This is a genomic window from Roseburia sp. TF10-5 (genome assembly GCF_003462365.1).
Taxonomy (GTDB): domain Bacteria; phylum Bacillota; class Clostridia; order Lachnospirales; family Lachnospiraceae; genus Roseburia; species Roseburia faecis.
The window spans coordinates 24,297-47,155 of the sequence record NZ_QTYW01000014.1; the positions used below are offsets into that span (position 1 = coordinate 24,297).

22 protein-coding genes and 2 pseudogenes are annotated in these 22,859 nt (G+C 41.0%); 20 read left to right on the forward strand and 4 right to left on the reverse strand.

Annotated features, from left to right (window positions below; genetic code table 11):
* Positions 1-2: 2 nt before the first annotated feature.
* The 12 genes and pseudogenes from rpsL to DXD06_RS18180 all read left to right on the forward strand — a co-directional run.
* Positions 3-422 (forward strand): 30S ribosomal protein S12, encoded by a 420-nt coding sequence (gene rpsL / locus DXD06_RS12135; RefSeq protein WP_022046801.1) that lies wholly within the window; start codon positions 3-5, stop codon positions 420-422.
* A 179-nt stretch (positions 423-601) separates the two neighbouring features.
* Positions 602-1,072, forward strand: a complete 471-nt coding sequence (gene rpsG / locus DXD06_RS12140) for a 30S ribosomal protein S7 (RefSeq protein ID WP_207661915.1) — start codon at positions 602-604, stop codon at positions 1,070-1,072.
* Positions 1,073-1,099: 27 nt separating this feature from the next.
* On the forward strand, positions 1,100-3,217 hold the full coding sequence (gene fusA, locus DXD06_RS12145; RefSeq protein ID WP_117832119.1) for an elongation factor G: 2,118 nt from the start codon (positions 1,100-1,102) through the stop codon (positions 3,215-3,217).
* A gap of 117 nt (positions 3,218-3,334) precedes the next feature.
* The gene (tuf, locus tag DXD06_RS12150) at positions 3,335-4,522 is read left to right on the forward strand and encodes an elongation factor Tu (protein ID WP_117832120.1); all 1,188 of its coding nucleotides are present in this window, start codon (positions 3,335-3,337) and stop codon (positions 4,520-4,522) included.
* A 145-nt stretch (positions 4,523-4,667) separates the two neighbouring features.
* On the forward strand, positions 4,668-5,189 hold the full coding sequence (locus DXD06_RS12155) for a GNAT family N-acetyltransferase (protein WP_117832122.1): 522 nt from the start codon (positions 4,668-4,670) through the stop codon (positions 5,187-5,189).
* Between the two features lie 33 nt (positions 5,190-5,222).
* A complete protein-coding gene (locus tag DXD06_RS12160; RefSeq protein WP_117832124.1) occupies positions 5,223-5,747 on the forward strand; it encodes a hypothetical protein in 525 nt (174 codons plus the stop codon).
* 146 nt (positions 5,748-5,893) lie between these two features.
* Positions 5,894-6,388, forward strand: coding sequence for a hypothetical protein (locus tag DXD06_RS17540; RefSeq protein ID WP_243001061.1), 495 nt, complete (start codon positions 5,894-5,896; stop codon positions 6,386-6,388).
* 322 nt (positions 6,389-6,710) lie between these two features.
* Positions 6,711-7,091, forward strand: a complete 381-nt coding sequence (locus tag DXD06_RS12170; RefSeq protein ID WP_117832126.1) for a hypothetical protein — start codon at positions 6,711-6,713, stop codon at positions 7,089-7,091.
* Positions 7,092-7,105: 14 nt separating this feature from the next.
* Positions 7,106-7,873: an ImmA/IrrE family metallo-endopeptidase gene (locus DXD06_RS12175; RefSeq protein ID WP_158569534.1), complete on the forward strand. Its 768-nt coding sequence runs from the start codon at positions 7,106-7,108 to the stop codon at positions 7,871-7,873.
* On the forward strand, positions 7,863-8,507 hold the full coding sequence (locus tag DXD06_RS12180) for a hypothetical protein (RefSeq protein ID WP_117832130.1): 645 nt from the start codon (positions 7,863-7,865) through the stop codon (positions 8,505-8,507). The genes DXD06_RS12175 and DXD06_RS12180 overlap by 11 nt, the downstream gene beginning before the upstream one ends.
* A 366-nt stretch (positions 8,508-8,873) precedes the next feature.
* Positions 8,874-9,317 (forward strand): annotated as a pseudogene (locus tag DXD06_RS18175) (ABC transporter transmembrane domain-containing protein); the annotation flags it as partial.
* Between the two features lie 24 nt (positions 9,318-9,341).
* Positions 9,342-9,665, forward strand: a pseudogene (locus DXD06_RS18180) (ATP-binding cassette domain-containing protein); the annotation flags it as partial.
* 93 nt (positions 9,666-9,758) lie between these two features.
* Here the strand turns inward: DXD06_RS18180 and DXD06_RS12190 are convergent.
* Both DXD06_RS12190 and DXD06_RS12195 read right to left on the reverse strand, forming a co-directional pair.
* Positions 9,759-10,739, reverse strand: a complete 981-nt coding sequence (locus DXD06_RS12190; protein ID WP_117832134.1) for a zf-HC2 domain-containing protein — start codon at positions 10,737-10,739, stop codon at positions 9,759-9,761.
* The gene (locus DXD06_RS12195; protein WP_243001063.1) at positions 10,729-11,157 is read right to left on the reverse strand and encodes an RNA polymerase sigma factor; all 429 of its coding nucleotides are present in this window, start codon (positions 11,155-11,157) and stop codon (positions 10,729-10,731) included. Before DXD06_RS12195 ends, DXD06_RS12190 begins: the two co-directional genes overlap by 11 nt.
* Positions 11,158-11,440: 283 nt before the next feature.
* Between DXD06_RS12195 and DXD06_RS12200 the strand changes: the two genes are divergently transcribed.
* From DXD06_RS12200 to DXD06_RS12235, 8 genes are all read left to right on the forward strand, one after another.
* A complete protein-coding gene (locus DXD06_RS12200) occupies positions 11,441-13,018 on the forward strand; it encodes a flotillin family protein (RefSeq protein ID WP_055263476.1) in 1,578 nt (525 codons plus the stop codon).
* A 140-nt stretch (positions 13,019-13,158) separates the two neighbouring features.
* Positions 13,159-13,347, forward strand: coding sequence for a hypothetical protein (locus DXD06_RS12205; protein WP_117832139.1), 189 nt, complete (start codon positions 13,159-13,161; stop codon positions 13,345-13,347).
* An 18-nt stretch (positions 13,348-13,365) separates the two neighbouring features.
* Entirely contained in the window at positions 13,366-14,367 is a 1,002-nt protein-coding gene (locus DXD06_RS12210) for a hypothetical protein (protein ID WP_117832141.1), read from the forward strand.
* A gap of 22 nt (positions 14,368-14,389) precedes the next feature.
* Positions 14,390-15,808, forward strand: coding sequence for a Wadjet anti-phage system protein JetA family protein (locus DXD06_RS12215; RefSeq protein ID WP_117832143.1), 1,419 nt, complete (start codon positions 14,390-14,392; stop codon positions 15,806-15,808).
* On the forward strand, positions 15,809-16,483 hold the full coding sequence (locus tag DXD06_RS12220; RefSeq protein WP_022045035.1) for a DUF4194 domain-containing protein: 675 nt from the start codon (positions 15,809-15,811) through the stop codon (positions 16,481-16,483).
* Position 16,484: 1 nt separating this feature from the next.
* Positions 16,485-19,832: an SbcC/MukB-like Walker B domain-containing protein gene (locus tag DXD06_RS12225; RefSeq protein WP_117832145.1), complete on the forward strand. Its 3,348-nt coding sequence runs from the start codon at positions 16,485-16,487 to the stop codon at positions 19,830-19,832.
* Positions 19,833-19,867: 35 nt separating this feature from the next.
* Entirely contained in the window at positions 19,868-20,488 is a 621-nt protein-coding gene (locus DXD06_RS12230) for a hypothetical protein (protein WP_117832147.1), read from the forward strand.
* Positions 20,489-20,551: 63 nt separating this feature from the next.
* Positions 20,552-21,430, forward strand: coding sequence for a YitT family protein (locus tag DXD06_RS12235; RefSeq protein ID WP_055068814.1), 879 nt, complete (start codon positions 20,552-20,554; stop codon positions 21,428-21,430).
* Positions 21,431-21,435: 5 nt separating this feature from the next.
* Here DXD06_RS12235 and bioB read toward each other — a convergent pair whose 3' ends face one another.
* Together bioB and DXD06_RS17285 are read right to left on the reverse strand one after the other, a co-directional pair.
* Positions 21,436-22,401, reverse strand: a complete 966-nt coding sequence (gene bioB, locus DXD06_RS12240; protein ID WP_022045031.1) for a biotin synthase BioB — start codon at positions 22,399-22,401, stop codon at positions 21,436-21,438.
* A gap of 148 nt (positions 22,402-22,549) precedes the next feature.
* Positions 22,550-22,702 (reverse strand): hypothetical protein, encoded by a 153-nt coding sequence (locus tag DXD06_RS17285; protein ID WP_022045030.1) that lies wholly within the window; start codon positions 22,700-22,702, stop codon positions 22,550-22,552.
* Positions 22,703-22,859: the final 157 nt, after the last annotated feature.

The following is a 22,859-nucleotide window of genomic DNA, read 5'->3' on the forward strand; positions in this document are numbered from 1 at the left end:
TAATGCCAACATTTAACCAGTTAGTAAGAAAAGGACGTCAGACTACTGTAAAGAAGTCTACAGCACCTGCACTTCAGAGAAGCTTTAACTCTCTGCAGAAGAAGCCAATCAATACTTCTTCTCCACAGAAGAGAGGTGTTTGTACTGCTGTTAAGACAGCAACTCCTAAGAAGCCTAACTCAGCTCTTCGTAAGATCGCCAGAGTTCGTCTTTCCAACGGAATCGAAGTAACATCTTATATCCCAGGTGAAGGACACAACTTACAGGAGCATAGTGTTGTTCTGATCCGTGGTGGTCGTGTTAAGGATTTACCTGGTACACGTTACCATATCATCCGTGGTACATTAGATACCGCTGGTGTTGCGAACAGAAAGCAGGCCCGTTCTAAGTACGGCGCTAAGAAACCAAAGGCAGCTAAATAATAAACAGATTATTTGGCAGACAATGGGTCACAAACAGAGCTAAATAGGTTTAGTGTTGGGATTATTGTTGTATCCGCTACCGGATATAACCTACTCATTATATAGCCCGCACGAACACATTAGAGAGACACATGTGAGTACCGTTGAATTAATTAAAAATGATTAAGGAGGGAAGTAACGTGCCACGTAAAGGACATACTCAGAAAAGAGACGTATTAGCAGATCCGTTATACAACAACAAAGTGGTTACCAAGCTTATCAACAACATTATGTTAGATGGTAAGAAAGGTGTTGCACAGAAGATCGTATACGGCGCTTTTGCTAAAGTAGAAGAGAAGACAGGAAAGCCAGCAATCGAGGTATTCGAGGAGGCTATGAACAACGTTATGCCAGCTCTTGAAGTTAAGGCAAGACGTATCGGTGGAGCTACCTATCAGGTACCTATCGAGGTTCGTCCGGATCGTCGTCAGGCATTAGCTCTTCGTTGGTTAACAACTTTCTCACGTGCTAGAGGTGAGAAGACTCAGGAAGAGAGACTGGCAAACGAGATCATGGATGCTGCAAACAATACTGGTGCAGCAGTTAAGAGAAAAGAAGATATGCACAAGATGGCAGAGGCAAACAAGGCCTTCGCACATTACAGATTCTAATTGGAAATCTAATAGGAGGAAAAAACCTTGGCTGGAAGAGAATATCCACTTGAGAGAACCAGAAATATCGGAATTATGGCTCATATCGATGCTGGTAAGACAACATTAACAGAGCGTATTCTGTATTATACTGGTGTTAACTATAAAATCGGTGATACTCATGAAGGTACTGCTACCATGGACTGGATGGAGCAGGAGCAGGAAAGAGGTATCACAATTACTTCAGCCGCTACAACATGTCACTGGACAGAAGAAGAGTTCACAAAGCCGAAAAAGGGCGCTCTTGAGCATCGTATCAACATCATCGATACTCCTGGACACGTAGACTTTACAGTAGAGGTTGAGCGTTCACTCCGTGTATTGGACGGCGCCGTTGGTGTCTTCTGTGCAAAGGGTGGTGTTGAGCCTCAGTCAGAGAACGTATGGCGTCAGGCTGATACCTACAATGTACCTCGTATGGCATTCATCAATAAGATGGATATCTTAGGTGCGAACTTTTACGGAGCTGTAGATCAGATCCGTGAGAGATTAGGAAAGAACGCAATCGTTCTTCAGTTACCAATCGGTAAAGAAGATGATTTCAAGGGAATCATTGATCTGTTCGAGATGAAAGCATATATCTACAACGATGAGAAGGGTGATAACATCACTGTTACAGATGATCTTGGAGAGATGGCTGATCAGGCAGCAGAGTATCGTACAGAACTCATTGAGAAGATCTGTGAGTTAGATGACGATTTAATGATGCAGTACCTTGAGGGCGAAGAGCCATCCGTTGATGATATGAAGAAGGTTCTTCGTAAAGGAACATGTGAGTGTACGGCAGTGCCTGTTTGCTGTGGTTCTGCATACAGAAACAAGGGTGTTCAGAAGTTACTGGATGCTATTATCGAATATATGCCAGCTCCAACAGACATCCCTGCAATCAAGGGTGTTGATCTGGATGGCAACGAGATCGAGAGACATTCATCTGATGATGAGCCTTTCGCAGCTCTTGCATTCAAGATTATGGCAGATCCATTCGTAGGAAAACTTGCTTACTTCCGTGTTTATTCCGGAACATGTAAGTCTGGTTCTTACGTGTTAAATGCAACAAAGGATAAGAAGGAACGTGTTGGACGTATTCTTCAGATGCATGCAAACAAGAGACAGGAGTTAGACATTGTTTACTCCGGTGATATCGCAGCAGCAGTTGGATTTAAGTTCACTACTACCGGTGATACCATCTGTGATGAGCAGCATCCGGTTATCCTCGAGTCTATGGAATTCCCAGAGCCAGTTATCGAGCTCGCAATTGAGCCTAAAACAAAAGCTGGACAGGGCAAGTTAGGTGAAGCATTAGCAAAACTTGCTGAAGAAGATCCTACATTCCGTGCACATACAGATCAGGAAACTGGTCAGACAATCATTGCCGGAATGGGTGAGTTACATCTGGAGATCATCGTTGACCGTCTGCTTCGTGAGTTCAAGGTAGAAGCAAACGTAGGTGCTCCTCAGGTAGCATACAAAGAGACATTTACAAAGGCTGTTGATCAGGAATACAAGTACGCTAAGCAGTCCGGTGGTCGTGGACAGTACGGACATTGTAAGGTACGTTTCGAGCCGATGGATGCCAACGGAGAAGAACTGTTCAAGTTCGATTCCGAGGTTGTCGGTGGTGCTATTCCGAAGGAATACATCCCAGCAATCGGTGAAGGTATTGAGGAAGCTACAAAGGCTGGTTCCCTTGGCGGATTCCCTGTTGTAGGTATCCATGCTACCGTATATGACGGATCTTACCATGAAGTCGATTCTTCCGAGATGGCATTCCATATTGCCGGATCTATGTGTTTCAAGGAAGCTATGGCTAAGGCAGCTCCAGTATTACTTGAGCCTATCATGAAAGTTGAGATTACTATGCCGGAAGAGTACATGGGAGATGTTATCGGTGACGTTAACTCCCGTCGTGGACGTATCGAAGGTATGGATGATCTGGGCGGCGGTAAGATTGTACACGCTTATGTACCACTTGCTGAGATGTTCGGATACTCAACAGACTTACGTTCTAAGACACAGGGTCGTGGTAACTACTCTATGTTCTTCGAGAAGTATGAGCCAGTTCCAAAGAACGTACAGGAGAAGCTTCTGTCTAATAAGGCAAAATAATAGAAAAAGCTTGAAATATAGCTGATTATTCGCTATAATCGAGTTAGTCGGTTTGACAACCTAAAACCATAAAAACAAGCCCAAAACCGGGCATAAAATGAAGGAGGACATTTCAAAATGGCAAAGGCTAAATTTGAAAGAACAAAACCACATTGTAATATTGGTACCATCGGTCACGTAGATCATGGTAAAACAACTTTAACAGCAGCTATTACAAAGGTATTAGCAGCTCGTGTTGCTGGTAACGAAGCAACAGATTTCGAGAACATTGATAAGGCTCCAGAAGAGAGAGAGCGTGGTATCACAATTTCTACAGCTCACGTTGAGTATGAGACAGAGAAGAGACATTACGCACACGTTGACTGTCCTGGACATGCTGACTACGTAAAGAACATGATCACTGGTGCAGCTCAGATGGATGGTGCTATCCTCGTTGTTGCTGCTACTGATGGTGTTATGGCTCAGACAAAGGAGCACATCCTCCTTTCTCGTCAGGTAGGTGTACCTTACATCATCGTTTTCTTAAACAAGTGCGATATGGTAGACGATCCAGAACTTATCGAGTTAGTAGAGATGGAAGTTACCGAGCAGCTTGAAGAGTATGGTTTCAATGATTGCCCAATCATCAAGGGTTCTGCTTTAAAGGCTCTTGAAGATCCTAACGGAGAGTGGGGAGACAAGATCATGGAGCTTATGGATACTGTTGATTCTTATATCCCAGATCCAGAGCGTGATACAGATAAGCCATTCCTTATGCCAGTAGAGGACGTATTCACAATCACAGGTCGTGGTACTGTTGCAACTGGTAGAGTAGAGCGTGGTACATTACATCTGAACGACGAACTTGAAATCCTTGGTGTTAAGGAAGATGTTCTTAAGACAGTTGTAACTGGTATCGAGATGTTCCGTAAGCAGTTAGACGAGGCTATGGCTGGTGATAACATCGGTGCATTACTTCGTGGTGTAAACCGTGACCAGATCGTTCGTGGACAGGTTCTTGCTAAGCCAGGTACTGTAACTTGCCATCACAAGTTCACAGCTCAGGTTTACGTTTTAACAAAGGATGAAGGTGGACGTCATACTCCATTCTTCAACAACTATCGTCCACAGTTCTACTTCAGAACAACTGACGTAACAGGTGTTTGCGAGCTTCCAGCAGGAACAGAGATGTGCATGCCTGGTGATAACGTAGAGATGACAATCGAGCTGATTCATCCAGTAGCTATGGAGCAGGGTCTTACATTCGCTATCCGTGAGGGTGGACGTACTGTAGGATCAGGACGTGTTGCTACTGTCATCGAGTAATCATTTGTTGATAGTGTAAATATCTAGTAAATTCAAGGGTTTCCGAGATTTCTCGGGAACCCTTTTTTACAGTTTATAAGTATGTTATAGTAGGATTAATTGATGTAGTGGTGCCAAGTCATAATGTAGATGGAAAAGGAGTTCTATGATGAAAATAGAAACAGAGCGATTATACATCCGCCATTTTGTGAATGAAGATGCTTCAACATGCTTCGAGGGATGGGGGACAGATGAGCATTTGGGTGATTTTATAATGGGATATCCAATGAATATGGATCAGATGAATTCTTTTGTAAATGCTATGGTGAAAAATACGAATGCATGGGTAATTGTTGAAAAAGAAAGTGGTGCATGCATAGGATATATATCTTTTGATATACCATATCAAGAATTAAGGATTGGTGAAATTGGTTATGTTATTGGTGAAAAGTGGCATGGTAAAGGTTATGGCACTGAAGCTGTAAAAAAGATGATTTCAGAATATTTGTCAAAAGATAGACTGTATCTCATTGAGGCAAAATGTAATATAGGTAATAAACCTTCGCTTAATCTGCTTGAAAAGGTAGGTTTTATTAAGGATGGAGTTTTAAGGAAAAGAAGAATTGATAAAAACACAGGGGAATATAGGGATTTGGTTGTTTATTCAATTATTACAAATGAAAAATAAGCAACATGTTTATCGTGAGGAGAGTGTACGCTAATGAAAAATGAATTTTTAGAAGCATTAGGAAGTAATAATGCGAATAATAACACAGATTTATCATTGTATAGTAGATTTGTTGGAAAATGGTCGTTTACAATGACTACATATGACGAAGAGGGTAAGGTTGAAGATACAAAAGAAGGTGAGTGGCTTTTTTCGTATGTCATGGATGGGTATGGAATTCAAGATGTTTTTATTTGTCCCAAAAGAGGAGAATGGACAGAGGAAGATACTTTATACGGAGATTATGGAACAACAATACGAGTTCCAATGATAGATAACCCCGAAAAGTGGAATATAGTGTATGTTTCCAAATGGAGTGTTGATAGGTTGATCGCTGAAGAATTGGAGAATGATATTATACAAACAGGGATTAATAAAGATGCGAACGATACAACTATATGGCAATGGAATTTCAAAAATATTGAGAAGGATACATTTAGTTGGGAAAGTATCTATTCAAAAGATTGTGGAAAGACGTGGAAATATGCAACAAAGGTAGAAGCTAAAAGAGAAATGTAAATCAAATGGTTTGAATAATAATTGTATTCTTATATGATAAAGTACAATGTTCCAGAGAATATTCTCTGGAGCAAAATATTATCAGCCTTTTATTTGTTTTATTTGTCGAATTGGGAACTGTTAGCTTTAACAAAGGTGATGAGGATTTGATTAATAATCAGATTAATATTACAAAGACATACTATAGAACCGATAGACAGGATGTGATTACTGAACCCAAAACGAAAAAATCTGTAAGAGTGGTGGAAATACCGGAGTTTCTTTCGAAAGAGATAAAAGAATTTGTGGATGGATTATATGGGATGCCGGATGATGAAAGACTATTCCCCATAGTACAGGAAGCGGTTCAACACAAGATGAAGAACTATATAAAGAAGGCTGTGCAGACAGTAACGTTGGAGAGAGACAATCTATTGAAACAATTACTACAGAGCCAGAAGCTATTCCAAGAGCAGAGAAAGGAATGGAAAGGAAAGGAAAGAACAGATACAGATGCAGAACTTCGAGATGGAACTGCTTCAGGAGAGAAACAATCGATTAGAGAGCGACTTGAGGTATACAGAGAGACAGTTAAGCAGAGAGAACAAGAACAGCAATTGGCAAATCAGACGAATAAGACAATTCGAGGAAGAGGTCGCTAAATTGAAGAATAGGACATTGTGGCAGCAGATATTAAGTCAAAAAGAAAGGGCAATTGCTATGGCAGACGAAATAAATGTAAGGAGTTTGGGAAGAAGGTGCTGGATGTGGTATTGGCTGTTGGATATGCTGTAGCGGTGTGTTGGGGCATGTGGTGTATTATGAATAGCATGTGATTGGGTAATGACAATCCATGATAAAGCTCGATATATAAAATATAGATATATAATAAAAATTTTTGTGAAAAATCTATTGAAATACGACAAAAAGTGTTATAATATGAATAGACCTAGTGCATATAGTATTAGAAATGGAGGAATAGATATGGCAGATATTTACGAGTTTGTAAAAAAGTCAAATAATAGTCGTCCTTTGTATACTAGTTATGAGTTAAGTAAAAAAGTAAAGGATAAGAGAATAAGCGAAGGAATTGATGCATCAGGATTTGCTTCAAAGTATGACATCCCTTTAGATATTTTACTTAAAATTGAAGAAGGAACTTGCAGTTTTTCTCCAAAGATTTACAAGGCATGTGGTCAGATATTAGGATTAGCAACGGATGAGTTATTGTCTGAAATTAATGATGATGTGGCAGCAGCGAATTTTAGATCGGATGGAAATGATGCTAATGTTCAAGGAACATTTGAATTAGCAAATATGTTATTTAATGAGATTATTATGCAAAGAAAAATCGGAATAAACTGATAAGGCGGTGTTTTTTGAAAAGGTTAACAGAACAGGAAAAAACAGAGCTGTATGAAGAAGTGCACCCAATTGCTCTTGAGTATAGAGAATCTTTTATTAGTAAAGATGAAGTGATAAAAGATACTTTCAAAACGATAGAGCAATTGGGTTTTTTACTTATAAGGTTTCCGGCAGTGGGAGATAATACTTCTTTGAGTGGCTTTACAATATATAAAAATCCATATAATTGTATTTATATAAATAGCAGGCAAAATCTGGGAAGACAATATTTGTCATGTTGGCATGAGTGTTATCATATTCACACGGGAGAAGGAAACGGCATTAGTTATACGGAAGCAGAAAAGCAGGATCCTATTGAATATAAAGCAAGTGCCTTCGCTAGTATTATTCTAATGCCAGATTCTTTAGTTAAGAGATATATTTCAGATCATAATATTTCTGTGCAATATATAAAGCATGAAGAAATAATTTGTATGCAGAATTATTTTAATGTTGGTTATTCAGCCATGCTTGCAAGAATTATACAATTGTACCCTCAATTTAAGAAAAATTTGCAAAATAGATATGCGATTGCAATGAATACCGAAGAAAAACGGAGATTGTTGGAGAAAAAAACAAAATCTGTTAATGGAAATTTACAACTAATAAATGCCACAAATGATATATATATTCCAGACTCTTTTTATGATGACATTACTTTTAATCTGGATAAAAAGAGAATATCGAAAGAAAAGGCTTTTGACTTATTAAAAGTTATAGATGGGCTGAATATTGATTTATAAGGGCGAAGAATTGTCAAATTATCCAATTTGTGATACAGATATTTGGGTGGATGTAATTCTTGCAAAAATAGATGATGCACTAATTGGAAAGTATTTCAAGATAGTAGTGGCTGATGTTGTAGAAAAAGAAATATTAAAATTCGGTAAGAATGAGTATTTTAAGATTATTGCGGAAAAATACAATACATTGAAAAATGAGGGGAAAATTATTGTTATTGAGCATAGTGATATAAATTCAGAGGATAAGAAACTGTTAGAGAAACAATTAGTCGATTGTGATGGCAGATTTCAAACAGGGTTAGCTGATCATCCTCATGAGGAACATAAAGGAGAAATTGTATCAGCAATATATGCAGAACATTTTGAATGTCTATTTTTGAAAAGTAACGATGGTGCGTTTCATGAGGGGAATATGGGACGTGTAGCGTTTCCGGATTTGGTTGTCAGGGACAGAGAAGATACGTTAAGAGATTTGGTTGATAATTCTTACCATCGTAATAAATGTAGGCAATTAATTCTTGATAATAGGGCTCTAATGAATGAAGGAACAAGAATATATAACGAGGAGAAAAATGCAGTAGTTACAGAAGAACAGGTGGGACTTCTTTTACATAAATTAAGAGGTAAATTGTAGAGTGAAAGTGAAACGGTGCCATTCCGGTGCCAAGAACTCTTGCAAATGAAAATACACTATCCAAAACAAACGCATTTATGCAAGTTTCAATACTTATGACCATATCAAATACCCAGTAAAACGGTATTCAAATATCGTGAGGGTGGACGTACTGTAGGATCAGGACGTGTTGCTACTGTCATCGAGTAATCTTTGATAGATCTAGAGAAATTGGATTTTATGGGGCTTTCCGAGAAATCGGAAAGCCCTTTTTCTGTTTGGAAATATGTGAAAAGGATTGTGAAAATAGAAATTGTGGTACAAAAAGGTGCTAGAGAAAATTTAGAATATAAAGTTTAGTAAAGTAAAAAACACCCATACACATATGTGCATGAGTGTCTTTCCGATATTGTACTGATGTTTCCGGCAGGAATTTTTTACCTGCTGATCCGCGATCTTCTGGAGAATAAATTAGATAGCAGCAGAATTATAATTTATGTGACAGGAAGCATTGTTGTACTTTTGGCGGTTGCGGTAACACAGCATATACAATATAATGCCACCTTTCTTTCCACCTATAAAGAGAGCGGTGTCCGAAGAACTGCTATAGCGGAAAAATTAAGAAAACTTCCGCTTTCTTATTTCGGGAAAAAGGATCTGAGTGATCTGACTACAAATATTATGTCTGACTGTGCAAGAAAGGAAACGGCTTCAAGTCATTGGATTCCGGAACTGATAGGTTCTGTTATAGCAACATTTATCATAGGCATCAGTCTGTTTGCGCTTTTTGACTGGAGTCTTGCACTTGCCAGTTTCTGGGTAATTCCGGTTTCGTTTCTGGTTTTAATGACTTCTTCCGGTGGAGAGAGACAGAGAATTTCCATAGCCAGGGCACTTTTAAAAGATGCACCGATTATTTTACTGGATGAAGCAACGGCATCGCTTGACGTTGAAAATGAAACAAAAATCCAGCAGGCATTATCCCATCTGGTCAAAGATAAAACGGTGCTGATTATTGCCCATCGAATGCGAACGATTGCAAATGCCGATCATATTGTGGTATTAAAAGAGGGAAAAGTCGCGGAAAAAGGAACACCGGAGGAGTTAATGAGCACCAACGGAATCTACCGGCATATGACAAATCTTCAGATGCAGAGCGCCGGATGGAAAATACAATAAGAATCAATGGAAGCTTTTCGGAATAGAGGCTGCGATATTGCCGTCTACAGGTCGGGCAAACGCAGCCTGGTCATCCGATGGACTTTGTTGGAATTATTTTTTCTTTTTTACAATCCCGATTCCGATCAGTAAAGCACTGATGAGAATTCCGGCGACAAGAAGGATGACATACACGTTGGCATTTACGTTGAGATCTGTCGTCCAGGTGGAAAAATTCGCATGGCGGATGGTAAGCTGTCTGGTATCATACAGAAGATAACTGCAAACATCATTGGAGAAGGTAATCCATATACTGCAAAGAAGTGTACACAGACCGCCTTTGATAAAACCATTGACCGGGAGATAGCGAATTATGAGGAAAAAGAGCCATACACCAATCATCAGAACTGTTGCCACAATGCATCCGGTTTTCAGACTGCCTGATCCGGAACGGTAAGATATGGTAAATATGGTCAGGTAGAGCCAAAGCGTATCCCAGATCATGATAATAAGGGCTTTTTTATCGGATAATACAGGCGGTAATGTCATTTCGCGTATCACCAGAGGGAAAAATACAACGGAAAGTCCGAATACAGTCGGAACGGACCAGAAGAAAAATTCTCCTCCGCCATTCATGGCATTTACAAAAAATAAAATCAGCAGCAGGGCACCGACACCACATAAAATACATTTCATCAGCCGTTTCTGGGAAGAAATAAGCGGAACAATAGTGAGTGCTGCGACAAGCATCATGGAAGCGGTTACGACAGAGAATACGCCGAGTCCGCTGCCGCCGGCCATGGATACAATAAAGGTAATAAGGATCGGAACAAGCAGCAGGGCGGCAATGACTATACCGGCTTTGTATGCCAGGTTCCGTTCTTTTTTGGCATGTCGTTCCAGAATTTCGCAGGATTCGGTTTCAATTACGTTGTCAATGGTATGATTGGCTAAATCTTCGTAAATTTTTTCGCAGTCAGCGCAGTCAGCAAGATGCTGTCTGACCAGTTCACAGCTGGCAGGACTGCATGCATGGTCGTAATATAATGGCAGGAGATCCTGCACAATGTCACATTCGTTTGGATTATGATTCATAGTGGTCCATCCTTTCTTTAATTTTTAATCTTGCCCTGTGATAAGTAACTCTCGCCCAGTTTTCTGTTTTCCCGAAGATTATTCCAATTTGTGAAAAGGATAATTCTCCGAAAACTCTTAGCTGAAAGACTTCTTTATAAGGTTCTTTAAGTTCATGAAGTACGAGATGAATCTGCAGCGCAGAGTCCTGATCCGCAATATGGTTTGCAATATCATCGGATGTTTCCGCTGCAGATGCATCGAAACAGGCATATTTTTGGTTTTTGCGGCATTCATCAACTGCAAGGTTTTTGGCTATGCTGCACAGCCATGTGAATTCACGGGATTTCCCTTCATAGCCGTGTCGGGCAGTCAGCGCTTTATAAAACGTATTTTGTGTGATTTCTTCCGCCAGGGACTGATTTCTGACGATTGTCATCACGTAAGAGTAAACCTGCAGGTAATAGGAATTGTACAATTTTTCATAATTCAGAACCGGTCACCTCCTTTTTACACAGATTAGACGGCGAAAAGATGGTTTCGTTACAAACTTTTCCAAATTATTTTATAATATTTTTCATGGATTTAACAGGAAAGAATTTCAAGTGTCTATGTTTTAAGGTTAAGTTAAGGAAAACATCATAAGAAAATAATATGACAATTTTTAAAAAGTATATTACAATAAAAAGGTAGCAGGAGTAGTTAACAGAAAGGGGATTTTTATGGAAAATCTGATACCGTATCTTGTCCCGGCAGTTATTGTGGTCATCGTTGTATTGCTGTTATTGCTGGGATATGTGAAAGCACCACCGGATATGGCATACATTATTTCCGGTGTGAAAAAGAAATCAAAAGTTGTCATTGGAAAGGCAAGTATAAGGATTCCGTTTTTTGAGCGTCTGGATAAACTGAATCTGCGTCTGATTCCGATTGATGTCAAGACGAGTAACGCCGTACCGACAGCGGATTACATCAATATCAATGTGGATGCCACGGTCAATGTCAAGATCAGTAATGATCCGGAGAAACTGCGTCTGGCAGCAGAGAACTTTCTGAATAAAAATACAGAGTACATAGCAAGTGTGGCACGTGAAGTGCTTGAAGGCAATGTGCGTGAGATTGTTGGTAAGATGCGGCTGGAGGAGATGGTTTCCGACCGTCAGAAATTTGCCAACCTTGTCAAAGAAAATGCAGAGCCGGATCTGGCAGCGATGGGACTGGATATCATCAGTTTCAATGTGCAGAATTTCGTTGATGGAAATGATGTCATTGAAAATCTCGGTATCGACAATATTGTAAAGATTAAGAAATCGGCAGCTATCGCAAAGGCCGAGAGTGAAAGAGATATTAAAGTTGCACAGGCAGCAGCGGATAAAGAATCCAATGATGCGGCAGTGGAAGCGCAGACAGAGATTGCGAAGAAACAGAATGAACTGGCAATCAAAAAATCAGAACTTCAGATGGAAGCCGATACAAAGAAGGCGATGGCAGATGCCGCTTACGAAATCCAGAAAGAGGAACAACGTAAGACCATCGAAGTTACCACGGCAAATGCAGATATTGCAAAGCAGGAGCGTGAAATTGAGTTAAAGCAGAAGCAGGTTGCCGTTACGGAGCAGTCGCTGGAGGCAGAAGTAAAGAAGAAAGCCGAGGCAGAAAAATATGCAGCCCAGCAGCGCGCGGAAGCAGAACTTTATCAGCGTCAGAAGGACGCAGAGGCAAAGCAGTTTGAGGCACAGCGGGAAGCGGAAGCACAGAAGGCACAGGCAGAAGCCATGCGTTTTGCAAGAGAGCAGGAAGCAGCCGGTATCCGGGCAGTCGGTGAGGCAGAGGCATCTGCGATTCAGGCAAAAGGTATTGCGGAAGCAGAAGCCATGGAAAAGAAGGCAGAAGCATATGCGAAGTATAATAAGGCTGCAGTAGCGGAAATGATGATCAAGGTACTTCCGGATATTGCCGGAAAAGTTGCAGAACCGCTCGGTCAGATTGACAAGATCACAATCATTGGAGGTGGCGAAGGCGGCAGCAATGGTGTGGATCAGATTGCCGGAAATGTGCCGGTGGTCATGGCAAAAGTCTTTGAAAGCATGAAAGAAGCAACCGGAATTGATCTGGCAGATATTATCAATGCCGAGTCTTACGATGCGAAGGTCAACCGCAATGTGAATGTATCGGGACTTGATTCCGTGAATTTTGTAGTAAAGGATGACGGAACAAAGGTTACGATGGCAAAAGTGGAGCCGCAGAATAGTACAAAACCGGTAAGTACAGATGTACCGGAATCCGGAGAACAGGGATAAAACCAAAAGAAAGAGAACAGTGTCAGATGATAAATCGGGGCACTGTTCTCTTTTTGTCGGTGATGATTCATGCGAAATGTTTAAATAATAGGTGCAATTCGGAAAATTTTTCGTTATACTAAATACATGAAGATGAGGAAATGAAAGATAATCATACGCTCCCGACCGATGAGGGATTACAGGGAAATGAAAAAATGGAAACAGCAATCGCAGCATTACAGCAGGAAGCAACGGAAGAAGAGGTAAAAGGTTCAGGAAGTGTTATGTCTACGTTTTTGGCAGATATGCATCAGCTTTTTACGCGGCACTTCCTGTGGATGAAATCATAGGAATAAAGGAGAGACCACGTGGGCAGAAAAAAAGAGCAGGAACATAAAACTTTAGCCCGTTGGATCATTGATAAAACCAATACCGATCATTACAGGGCGGGGATGCTCAGTGGATGGAAACATCCGTATATCGATGCGGATGTTATGGAAATCGTGGGTGGAAGAAAACAGCTTTTGGATCAGGCAAATATTCTTGAAAATGAGACAAATGCGGGAAAGATGGGGAAGTTTAAGCCAAATTGGAAAGATGTAAAAACAAGTATTAAGAAAATTGATTATGATGTTGCGATTATTCCGGAATTGTGTGAAAGGGAACAAATCGAAGATCCAAGGGAAAGGCAGCTTCGTCTCATTGCCCGTGTGGAAAAATGGCGGAGAAAAGGACAGGATTGTGCATGGTTGTGCTCCTACTATGATGATTTATTGGATCTGTTGAACAGAGGCAAAGAGCAGAAAGAACTGGAAGATGAAACTTTTTTTGTATGTATAGATGCAGTTGCACATCAAAAGGAACACATCTGGAAACGGGTGTTCAGTGCGCGTGTCCTTCACAATTCCAAATGTTTCCAAAAAAATTATGAGGATAGAATACTGTCTGTTTTAAAAGCAAAATCCCCATTTTATATAGAGGAAATGAGTGATGATGAACTGCTGGATGCGCATAATATTCATTCTTATGCGCAGACGCTTGAGTGGAAAGGCACACTGCAGTATATTATAAATGATGAAAAAGTAATTGATTCTTCATCACAGATTTATGGAACGATTATAAATACACAGACAATGGAACATGCAAGGGCGTATGCCCTGTCAGGTTGCAAAAGAATCATGACAATTGAAAATAAAGCAAACTATGAGGACATGTCTTATAGAAAAGATACTCTTTATATATTTTGTCATGGTTTTTTCTCTCCAAAGGAAGTTCGGTTTTTGAAGACGATTTGTGATCTGGTTTCGGAACCATTAAAGGAAGCAATACTTAAGTCAGGTCTGACGATAGAACAGGAACGGCTGTTGTAGAAAATAAAGAGGAAATTCATTCATGATTTTAAAAAAGAAAATTCCAAAGGAATTTTATAAATTATTTCGCACGAAAAACCGTGATGCATATATGCAGTTTCTTGTGGCAATTTATGAGAAAAATAATGAAGTGTATACAGCACTTGGATTGACGATAGAGGAATGCCATGTGATTATTGCAGATACAATTGCAAAGGCAAGGATTATCTGGGAGGATGAGGAAATAGAAGAAGAGGACGAGCCGGATACCTTATTTCCGGAAGATTCGCCGTCTGGCATATTGAATACCTTGATTCGATGGGGATGGTTAAAAAGCGATTTTGATGAAAAGTTAAATACGTATATTATTTCTTTCCCGGAATACAGCCAGCTGTTTACGGAATTGTTTCAGAAGCTTCAGACAGAAGATGACAGCCGGGAGAGGGAAAGTATCCTTTCGATTTACAGTGCTTTGTTTACGTATCATTCGGATACAGAAAAAAATAATGATATTTTAAAAAACGCACTCCAGACGTCCAGACGGCTGGGGCAGCTTCTTTCCAATATGCAGGATGGAATGCGTTCCTATTTTGAGGAATTGTCGCAGAAAAAAAATTTTATTGGAATTCAGAAAGTTCTGGTAGAGGAAATTAACAACAGTGACAGTAAAAAATATGCAATTCTTACGACAACAGACAGCTTTTACCGTTATAAGGAAGCAGTTAAAGAACTGGTCAGCCAGATTCTTCGCGAAAATGACCAAAAAAGGGAACAGCTTGTAAAAGAGCGTACCGGACTTGTGGAGGGAACTGTTACCAGCAAAAGAAACCAGTATCGTCTGGAATATTGTGAAAGTGCCAGTCAGCTTGTGTATCAGGTGGAGCGGGAATTTGATCTGATCGAAAAAAAATATAACAAGCTGATCGAACAGAAAACTGTCTTTGCCAAGCGTGCACTGGCACGAATCCATTATATTCTGCAGGAAGGCTCTTCGGATGAAGATCATATTGTAAAGTTAATTAATTTGTTGGATCATCATGCAAACAGCCCACAGGTGTTAGAACAAATGCGTGACCGGATCAGAGTGGGAACACAGTTTAAGAATATAACCGATAGAAGTTTTTACAACCGGAAAAATGCGGAGGATGCAGGATTTCACCCGATTGCGATGGAAAAGCACAACGAGGAGACGCAGATGACCGATTTTGTACCAAAGCCGCTTTATACGAAAAAACAGTTGCAGGAATTCAGGCAGAAAAATATCGTGGATGGCAGATTTGTCACGGATGAACAGACGATTCAGTCTGTAGAAGATCTGGAAAAACTGCTGTTTTTGTGGCAGGAGGAAACGGATGATACGAAACAGGAGGAAACGGTGCATATTGATGGAGAATTAAAAGGAGAATATGGATTTGTTTTTTCAAAACTGGTGATTGACGCAAAAAAAGGAGAGAAAAAATAAATGTTAGAATACATGGAAAATATCTCGCAGAGTGAGGCGGAAAATATTAGAAAAACCATACAGGATCTGTTTCGCCAGACCTGTATTTTGCAGACAAAGTGTGATCCGGTTACTCTGATCCAGAAGGATAATCCTCACTATCAGGTATGTGCGAGAAATCGGGAATTTATTGCAGATTATCTGCAGGTGCTTGACTGTGAACTGGTTCATGATCCGCAGGAACATATTTTCCGGATTACAGGAGATGGCGTGCTGACGGAGCGTATGACACTTTTAACAACGAAACTGGTGATCCTTATGAAATTGATTTATCGGGATAAAATTATGGGAGAAGGACTACATGCCACGACAACCAGTCTTGCGGAGATCCGAAGATATGGAAAGGAAACAAACCTGATTACGCGCAGACTGACCGCTCAGGAGTGGCAGGAGGCATTGATTCTGATGAAAACACACCAGATGATCGAACTGCCAAGTGCCATTGGAAATCTCGAAGACGATTCCCCGATTTATATTTACAGTACCATTAATATTTTCTGTTCAGCGGCAGATATCAATGAGCTGGTTGAAATGTTCAAAGGAGAAACCGGGGAAACGGAAGAACAAAAGGAAGCAGAGTATTCGGAAAAGACGCAGGATCAGTGGGAAACACAAGACGAAATGAGGAGTGAATAAATTGAGTCAGGCAAAAAAAGTTTTTACAAGGATGTGCCTTAACAACTGGGGAGGCATTGATCATAAGGTACTGGAGTTTCATGAATATGTGAATTTGTTCAGTGGAAAAAGCGGATCTGGAAAATCGACAGTGATGGATGCCATCCAGGTCATTTTGTATGGAAGTTTCTCACCGAGTTTTCTGAATAAAGCAGCGGATGATGCAAAAAATCGCAGAAGTGTGTTAAGTTATCTGCGCGGAGAACAAAAAGACGGATCTGCCAATCGTAAAGACTGTGATTTCTGTTCCGTAATTGCTCTGGAAATTGAAGATACCGGAACCCATATGATAACCTGTATTGGAATTGCGTTTGAAGTAAGAAAATCAGATTCTGAGATTAAAAAATTTGTGTATTTCAGTCACTCCGGGAAAATGCCGGAGTCTGAATATCTGACGGAACAGGGCGTCTGCTATTCCAATCAGGAGATCAAAAAGCTGGTCAGTGCCAGAACAAAATCCGATGACAACCGCGGAAAGGGAGAAGTCAACCGCATTTATGGTTCCAAAGAGGCATACCTGGGAACTCTGTATGATGTGATTCTCGGGTATATTGATCAGAACCGTTTTATCACGATGGAAAAAAGTGCAATTGCCCTGAAAATGACCAATGGAACGGGACAGTTTATTCGTGATTATATGTTTCCAAAGAACACTTCCAATACCATTGCCACGATTAGTGAACAATTGGATTCTTACCGGCAGATCAAAGATAAAATAGAAGATCTGAGAAAACGAATCGAGATACTGACAGATATTCAGACATCCGGGCAGGAACTTGTGCGTCTGCAGTCCGATAAGATCCGGGCAGAGGCAATGATCCGCTGCATTGGAATTGAAGATTTGCGGGCAAGAATTCAGACCGCGGAAGAGGATAAAAAGATCATTGCAGAGAAACAGGAGCAGCTGCATGGAAAGATAAAAGAATGTTCTGTTGTGCGTGGGGAAACCGAACAGGAACTGATTCAGGTCAGTGCAGATCTTAAGTCCAGTGATTTGGGTGGAAAACAGCAGCAGTATGAGGAACTGGATGCACGCAGCCAGATGCTTGCGGATAATACGAGACAGTGGAACAAGATCCTTCTTGGAATGAAAAACTGGGAAGAAGATGATGTGATCACCGATTATATCAGTAATCCGGTTCTAAATTTGATTGCAGAACTTGGCAGTGGAAACGTAACGGAGGAATTGTGCCAGAACCTGCATTTAAAAATTGAATCTGCCAAGCAGAATATCGAAAATGAAGTGGAGGATTACAGTGAGCAGAGGCGCGAGATCGGAAAAGAATTAAAAGAAAAAAAGCGGCTGGTGGATGACATGAAACATAACCGCAAACCATATGAGGAGAATCTGAGGTCTGCAAGAACGGCATTATCCCAACAGCTGAGTGACCGCTATGGAACGACTGTCAGGGTGCAGATTTTTGCTGATCTGTTTGATGTGCAGGAGGAAGAATGGAAAAATGCCATTGAGGGACGCATGGGAAGGTTAAAACGTTCCCTGATCACGGAACCACAATATGCACATGAGGCAGCAGTCCTGTTTCGCAACATGAAGCAATATGAAAATGTGGATTTAATTAATTCCAAGGCGATTGCGGACAGTGAGCCGGATTGTTTGGAAGGATCTTTATATGATGCAGTAAAGACAGAGGATGCTTATGTGGATGTATGCCTGAAACGGTATCTGGGACATATTATGAAATGCAGGTCTGTGGAGGAACTGGAGCAGGTAAGGGATGGTGTGACACCGGATTGTTATTCGTACAGCAATTTTATTTTCCGGCATCTTAAGAAAAAAGACTATACGACCAGAGCGTGTATTGGACGCCGTGTTTCCAAGGCGCGGCTTACAGAATATGAAAACGATGTGGAAGATTTAAGCAGACAGGAGACGGAATTGGATCATCTGCTGCGCAGATTAAAAGCTGCAAGAGAATTTGAGTGTCTGAAAGATGAGCCATCTCATTACGTGAAACTCTCCAAGGCGGGTGCTGAGCTTGCAAAGGTAAATAAAACCAAGAAAGAACTCGAAGAAGTGATCCGCTTTTTGCGGGAGGGGGCATACAAAGAACTCGAAGAGAAGGAAAAGGCTTTAAAGAAGCAGGTGCGGGACATCCAGACTGAGATCGATGAAGTGCAGACAGAGCTGGCAAAGCTAACCAGCCGGTATGGGCAGCTTTCCGGAGAAAATGAGTCTAGAAGACAGCAGCTGGAGGAAAAGCTGCAGGGATATATTGCCAATGAAGAACTCGAACAGGAAGTGTGGGAATTGTTAAAAAAGCAATCCGGGCAGTCCGTGATTAACAGGAAGAAGGCAGAGATTGCAGATCTGGCAGATAAGGAGCAGGAACAGGCAGAACGTCTGCAGATGGCGCGAAATAAATATATTCTTGCATATCCGGCCAGTGAATTCAGCGGAGCTGAGAAATCCAATGAAGCATATGAAAAAATGCTTGAACGGTACAGGACGGATTTTGAGCCGGCATACGAAGAAGAATTTGAAAAAAAGTGTGCATCCATCTATAAGAGTCTCCGGGAGAATGTCATTGCAACAATTCACGGAGATATCAAAGCAGCCAAACGGCACGCATATGAGATCAACCGCCTGTTGCGGGAAACCAATTTCTCAGACAGCACGTACCAGATTAAAATTGAACCGGCCAAAAATGAAAACGGACAGTTCTTTGATATGCTTATGGCAGAGGAACTCGACAGCAAGAATCTGGACAATGCCGGAATTGACGGTCAGATCAGTTTCGGAGAAGATGCATTTTATCAGAAATATGAGCAGAAGATCAAACTTCTGACTGACAAGTTTATGCCACCAAAAGACGAGGATGAGCATTTGCGTGCACAGAAGCGCAAAGAAATGGAACAGTACGCAGACTACAGAAATTATCTGTCATTCAGCATGTTTGAACAGGTAACCGATGAACATGGAAATGTGATCCGGGAAAACTTTGTCGATGATATGGCGGGCAGGGATTCCGGTGGTGAGGGACAAAATCCAAAGTATGTAGCACTGCTTGCTGGATTTGCCATGCTGTATATGCAGCAGAGTAAGCGGGATTCCAAAATCAAGCTGGTACTGCTGGATGAGGCGTTTTCCAAAATGGATCAGGAGCGAAGCGCAGTCTGTCTGAAATATGCCAGAAAGATGGATCTGCAGCTGATTGTCTGTGTGCCGGATGAGCGTTTGCAGTCTCTGATCCGGAATGTGGACTGTGTATATGGATTCCGTCGGTTTAAAAACCGGATTTCCATGATGCATATTGATAAGGGGCAGTATCTGGAAATGATGGAAGGATAAAATTGGATAGTTGATTTTATTACCTCTGTAGTGGTATGATAATTTTATTGAAGAATACATGCAAAAGAGGAGCATGGTTTTATGAAAAAAGGTTTTATTGTCTGCTTGCAGCAGTGCTTATGGCAGGTGCCTGTATCTGCGTACCGGTGGCAGAAGTGAAAGCAGAAGATGGTCATAATATTGATTCCTATGATAATGATGATTGGTACGACAGTGATGATAGTCCAACGGATATGGTTCTGGATTTGTCTAATGTAACAATTGATAAAACCAGCCAGCCAAAGCGTATGCAGGAAAAATTTTACGACTGCAGTTCTCTGGTGTGGAAATCTTATCATAAGAATGGTGTAAATTTTGGAATGGCATATTATGCACCGGTTGCAGCGGATATGGGAAAATGGTGTGCACAGCATAAGAAACTTGTCAGCGGAGGTCTGAGTCAGGCAAATATACAAAATATGAAATTGAATCCGGGGGATGTGATGTTTGAAACCGGACAGAAAAACGGAAGATATAAGGGGATCTATCATGTGGAAATGATTACTGGTTATATATTCTATGGATTTGATGGGAATGGAAAGGCAGAACTTGGAATTCAGTGGGCAACTGGAGATGAAAAATATTACCCAATGGGGCAGATGGTAGGCAGGCCGTAAAGGTCTGTCTTTTTTTGTCGGAATATGTTACAATGCAAAAAAATGAGAAAGAGGGAGAAAAGGATGTTTCAGTCACTTGAATATAAACACCCGAAATTTTATCAGGTATTCCGCCTGTTTATTGTGTTTTTTGCTTCACTTTTGTATGCGTGGAATCTGCGCTGTTTTGCCAAAACGGCAGGCCTGTTTCCGGGAGGATTTTCCGGATTGTCACTTTTACTACAGCAGATCGGGTTAGATTTTATCCATGTCAGTATACCGTTTTCGGTGTTTAACATCGGACTGAATCTGGTTCCTACTTACATTGCATATAAATTTATCGGGAAAAAATTTACTCTGTATTCTATTATTGTTATTGTACTGACGAGTATTTTTACAGATATGCTTCCGGCGTATGTGTTTACAAAGGATGTGCTGCTGATCAGTGTGTTTGGTGGACTGATCAATGGATTTGCCATCAGTCTGTGTTTAAATGTCGGCACCACCACGGGTGGCACCGACTTTATCAGCATCTTTTTATCACAGCAGAAGGGCATTGATGCATGGAATTATATTCTGGCAGGAAATGTGCTCATGCTTGTAGTTGCAGGTGCCCTGTTCGGCTGGTCGATTGCGTTGTACTCGATTATTTACCAGTTCTGCAGCACGCAGATCATTCAGGCATTGTACAAGCGTTACCAGAAGGAAACGATGTTTATTATTTCTGATAAATCCAATGAAATCTATCGTGCCATCCGGGAACGGACCAACCATGATGCAACGTTATTCCAGGGAATCGGGTGTTATGAGGAAAAGCAAAAGACCCTGATTTATTCCGTCATTAATTCCGAGGCAAAAAGGGAGCTGCTTCCGCTTATCCGTCAGATTGATCCCCATGCTTTTATCAATGTCGTGCGGACAGAAGAACTTGCGGGGCGTTTTCATGATATTCCGCATGATTAAAAGCTTTATGCAGATTCAATCTCATAAGTAAAGCCGGCATCCTCGATGGTTTTGATGGTATCCTGGATGCCCTGTCCACCGGCGGTCAGATAACCGGAGGCGAAAATGGAATCGACGACACTTAAAAGCTTTTTTTCTTCTCCTTTGAAATATACCTCACGGCCGGCGGCACAGCGGATATCTGACTGTGGAACCATCAGTCTTGCAAGGCAGAGGACTTTCATGCAGTATTCTGTGGTCAGACCGGAAATATCTTTATCGCCTAACGGAGTTCCCTTGATCGGAAGCAGAAAATTGATCGGCAGTGCTTCCGGCTGGATCTCACGCAGTTCCATCAGCATATCTACCACATCTTCTTTGCTCTCGCCCATACCGATGATTCCGCCACTGCAGATTTCAAATCCAATCTTCTGCAGCATATGAATATTTTCAACACGCTGGTCAAAGGTGTGGGTGGAGCAGATATGGCTGTAATAGGCGCGGCTGCTGTTTAAGTTGTGGTTGATACGGTCAAGACCGGCATCGTAGAGCATGCGTGCCTGTTTTTCCGTTAAAAATCCAATGGAACAGCACAGATGTGTGCCGGTTTTCTTCATGGCACGGATGCGTTCGGCAAGTTCTTCAATTTCCTCATCTGTAAATTTCATTCCGCTTAAGCCGATACAGTGGCGGCTTAAATGGTGTTCATTGACAAAATCGTTATCCTTGTACAGTTTCTCATCGGAAACCCATTTGTATTTTTCAATATCTGCGGTGGAACGGCAGGATTGTGCACAGTATGCGCAGTCCTGGGAACAGTTGCCGCTGCGGGCATTGGTCAGAATATGGATGCTGACGTGATTTCCTTTATATTTTCTCCGGAGTTTTTCAGCACGGGCGATCAGATCATCCAGCTGATCGTCCGGAGTGTTTAAAATAGAAAGAGCCTCCTCGCGGGAGAGAACCGGATCGTTTTCTTTTGTTGTATGCATTTGCTAAATACCTTCCTTGTGTGTAATTATTAACAATATGCATTCACTTTAGCATGGAAAAAATGAAATGTCAACGATGATGAGCGAACGGGTTGACAATAAAGAGTAAAAAACCCGGAGAATGAAAAAATTCTCCGGATTTGAAGTATTATAATAAAATTTTTGATTTATGCTTTAGTAAGCGGGACCCGTTTATAATAAGAAGAACCCCTGCGGCGATTCCTGTGGCAAGTACACAGATTCCGATCACGAGGCTTGATACGGCTGATGATCCCATTGCTTTATATATTTTCTCGTTCATAAAAACAAACCTCCTTAAATTGACGAAGTTTAATATCTTAATTCATTCTTATTTTAACACAACATCCGTTGACATTGCAACGTGGATTTGCTACAGTTGACAGTGTATAAATTAAATTAGAAAAATAACACGAAAATATATAGTAACTGAGAAAAAT